Here is a 2,569-nt window from a genome sequence, read left to right as displayed (position 1 = left end):
GAGCCAGTCCAGGACCGGATCAGCGCCAGAACAATGCCAGAGCAATGCCCGCCCCAGCCGAGGTCAGCGCAATGAACTCAGCCGGCGCACCACGTCCATGGTGGCGGTGAAGAAATCATCCTCGGGGTTGGCGTTACAGTGGTCCAGGGTGCGGCGCATCAGGGTGTCGATGCCGGCACCGCTGAGCACATCCTCGTCGAGGGCCAGGTTGAGCCCGGAGACGAAGCCGCCTGCCCAGTCTTGATAGCGCCGATAGGCGGCCGGGTCGCCGGCATCGGCGGCGGTGCTGGCCTGCGCATACTCCACGCAACCGCGCACGCCGTAGCCCCATAGGGCCGGCTTCAGCGCGAACGCGCCATGGCTCGTCCCGGCGAGCAGCAACAAGAGGATGCGGCCGAGGCGGGAAATCGACGGCCGCGCGGTCCAACGAACTGGTAACATCCGTGACTTTGCGCCCGCCCTGCGTGAATCTTTGCGAGGTTTGGTCTGTCGATGCGTGTGTTGATGATCTCGGACGTTTATTTTCCCCGGGTCAATGGGGTGTCGACGTCGATTCAGACCTTCGGCCGCGAACTCGTCGCCGAGGGGCATCGGGTCAGCCTGATCACCCCGAGCTATGGCGCGCGGAGCCTGGACCCACAGGACCCGTTCGAGATCATTCGCATTCCCTCGCGCTACCTGCCGTTCGACCCCGAGGATCGCATCATGCGGTGGGGCTTGTTGCGCGACTATCGCCAGCGGCTGCGCGCCCAACGCTTCGATCTGGTTCACATCCACACCCCCTTCGTGGCTCACTACGCCGGGCTGGCGCTGGCGCGTTGGCTCTCGGTACCGGTGGTGGAAAGCTATCACACCTTCTTCGAACAGTACCTGGACAAGTACATCCCGCTGATACCCGGGGCCTGGTTGCGCTATGCGGCGCGACGGTTCTCCGCCGCGCAGTGTAACGATGTCGATGCGCTTGCGGTGCCCTCGCGGGTGATGCTCGACGTGCTCACCCGCTATGGCATCCAACGGCCGGCCGAGGTGGTGCCGACCGGGATCGATCTGAACAAGTTCAGCCGTGGCGACGGTGAGCGTTTCCGCCAGCGCTGGGGGATCGACCGCGAGCGCCCGCTACTGGTCCATGTCGGGCGTTTGGCGTTCGAGAAGAACTGCGATTTTCTGCTGCGCATGCTGGTGCGGGTCAAGGCCGAGGTGCCGGATGTGCTGCTGGTCATCGCTGGCGACGGCCCCGCCCTGAAGCGCCTGCAACGGCTCACCCGCCGGCTCGGGCTGCGGCGGCAGGTGCTGTTCACCGGCTATCTGGCGCGCGACGGTTCGCTCGAGGACTGTTACAGCGCGGGCAAGGCCTTCGTCTTCTCCTCGCTGACCGAGACCCAGGGGCTGGTGCTGCTGGAGTCCATGGCGCTGGGCACGCCGGTGGTCGCGATCGCCGAGATGGGCACGCGCGAGGTGCTGCGTGACGGCGAGGGCTGCCTGATCGCCCAGCATGACGAGGACCATTTCGCCCGCCAGTGCCTGCGGCTGCTGCGCGAGCCCGAGCTGCGCGCCCAGCTCGCCGCGCGCGCGCGCGCCTATGCGCGCGGTTGGTCGGCGCCGGTGCTCGCCACGCACATGCTCGATTTCTACGCGGGCACCTTGTTGCGCGCCGAGGCGGCCCGGCGGCCTCCATTGTCCGTGCCGGGGCCGGGGCCGTCCGCATCCGAGTCGACGACCTCCGCGTCGATTCCCCCATCGGCATCCAGGGCAAGGTCGAGAGCGCAACTCGACGCTTACCCGGGCGCGGGTCTCGGCGATGCCCTCAACCCGAGCCATGCGTCAGAGACCATCCTCGATCCGCTTGATCCTGATAGCGAGCCTAATCGGAGCCTGACATGACGATTCAAGACGTTCTCGATGCCTTCGAGCTGATCGACGACTGGGACGCGCGTTACGAGTTCATCGGCGAACTCGCGCGCGAGCTGGTTCCGATCGCCGACGACGAGCGCCAGGATGCGAATCTGGTGCCTGGTTGCAACACCCGCACTTGGCTCACCGCCGGTCCACGGCCCGGCGCGCCGACGCAAATCGAGTATCGCGCCGATGCCGAGACCCCGCTGGTGCGCGGCCTGGTGGCGCTGCTGCTGGTGCCTTTCCAGCATCAAACGCCACGGCAGGTGCTCGCCACCGATCCCAGCGACTACATCGCTCGCCTGGGGCTGGCCGAGCATCTCAGCGCCAACCGGCAGGCCGGCATGGAGCACTTCATCGAGCGCGTCCATCGGCTCGCGCGCGAGGTTGAAGCGAGTGCCTGAGCGGCGGCCTGGCGCGCGCTCGAACCAGCGGATGCTCTGTCGTGTTGGGCCTGCTCGGCGGCCTCGTCGGAGGCTCTGCTTGCAGGGTAATGGTGATATCGCCATTCGCCCTGACGCGCGGACACGAATGTCCCGTGGAATCTAGGCTTCGAGGCCAGTATTGTCCGGCAATCAGGTTGAGCGGCCATAGTCCAACGGGATGAAATTGAGCGTCACCCCCTGAACCAGGCCTCAACGGGCTGAATCGAGAAGAACCATGTCGACAAAACCTG

At 66.3% G+C, this 2,569-nt stretch carries 3 protein-coding genes; 2 read left to right on the top strand and 1 reads right to left on the bottom strand.

The window, feature by feature from the left end:
• Nucleotides 1-63: 63 nt before the first annotated feature.
• Complete coding sequence (locus ACLFQI_RS13340) at nt 64-441, bottom strand: hypothetical protein (protein ID WP_410760056.1); 378 nt, start codon at nt 439-441, stop codon at nt 64-66.
• Between the two features lie 63 nt (nt 442-504).
• Between ACLFQI_RS13340 and ACLFQI_RS13335 the strand changes: the two genes are divergently transcribed.
• Together ACLFQI_RS13335 and ACLFQI_RS13330 are read left to right on the top strand one after the other, a co-directional pair.
• Nucleotides 505-1,881, top strand: a complete 1,377-nt coding sequence (locus tag ACLFQI_RS13335; RefSeq protein WP_410760054.1) for a glycosyltransferase — start codon at nt 505-507, stop codon at nt 1,879-1,881.
• Nucleotides 1,878-2,297, top strand: a complete 420-nt coding sequence (locus tag ACLFQI_RS13330; protein ID WP_410760052.1) for a SufE family protein — start codon at nt 1,878-1,880, stop codon at nt 2,295-2,297. The genes ACLFQI_RS13335 and ACLFQI_RS13330 overlap by 4 nt, the downstream gene beginning before the upstream one ends.
• The last annotated feature ends 272 nt before the right edge of the window (nt 2,298-2,569 follow it).

This window comes from Halochromatium sp., assembly GCF_046541315.1.
Lineage (GTDB): Bacteria > Pseudomonadota > Gammaproteobacteria > Chromatiales > Chromatiaceae > Lamprobacter.
Note: the sequence above shows the minus strand (reverse complement) of the source record. Positions and strands in the feature narration are given on the sequence as shown.

Coding starts and splice junctions, on each gene's coding strand:
- ACLFQI_RS13340 (WP_410760056.1), bottom strand. CDS start 441: ATGTTACCAGTTCGTTGGACCGCGCGGCCGTCGATTTCCCGCCTCGGC.
- ACLFQI_RS13330 (WP_410760052.1), top strand. CDS start 1,878: ATGACGATTCAAGACGTTCTCGATGCCTTCGAGCTGATCGACGACTGG.
- ACLFQI_RS13335 (WP_410760054.1), top strand. CDS start 505: ATGATCTCGGACGTTTATTTTCCCCGGGTCAATGGGGTGTCGACGTCG.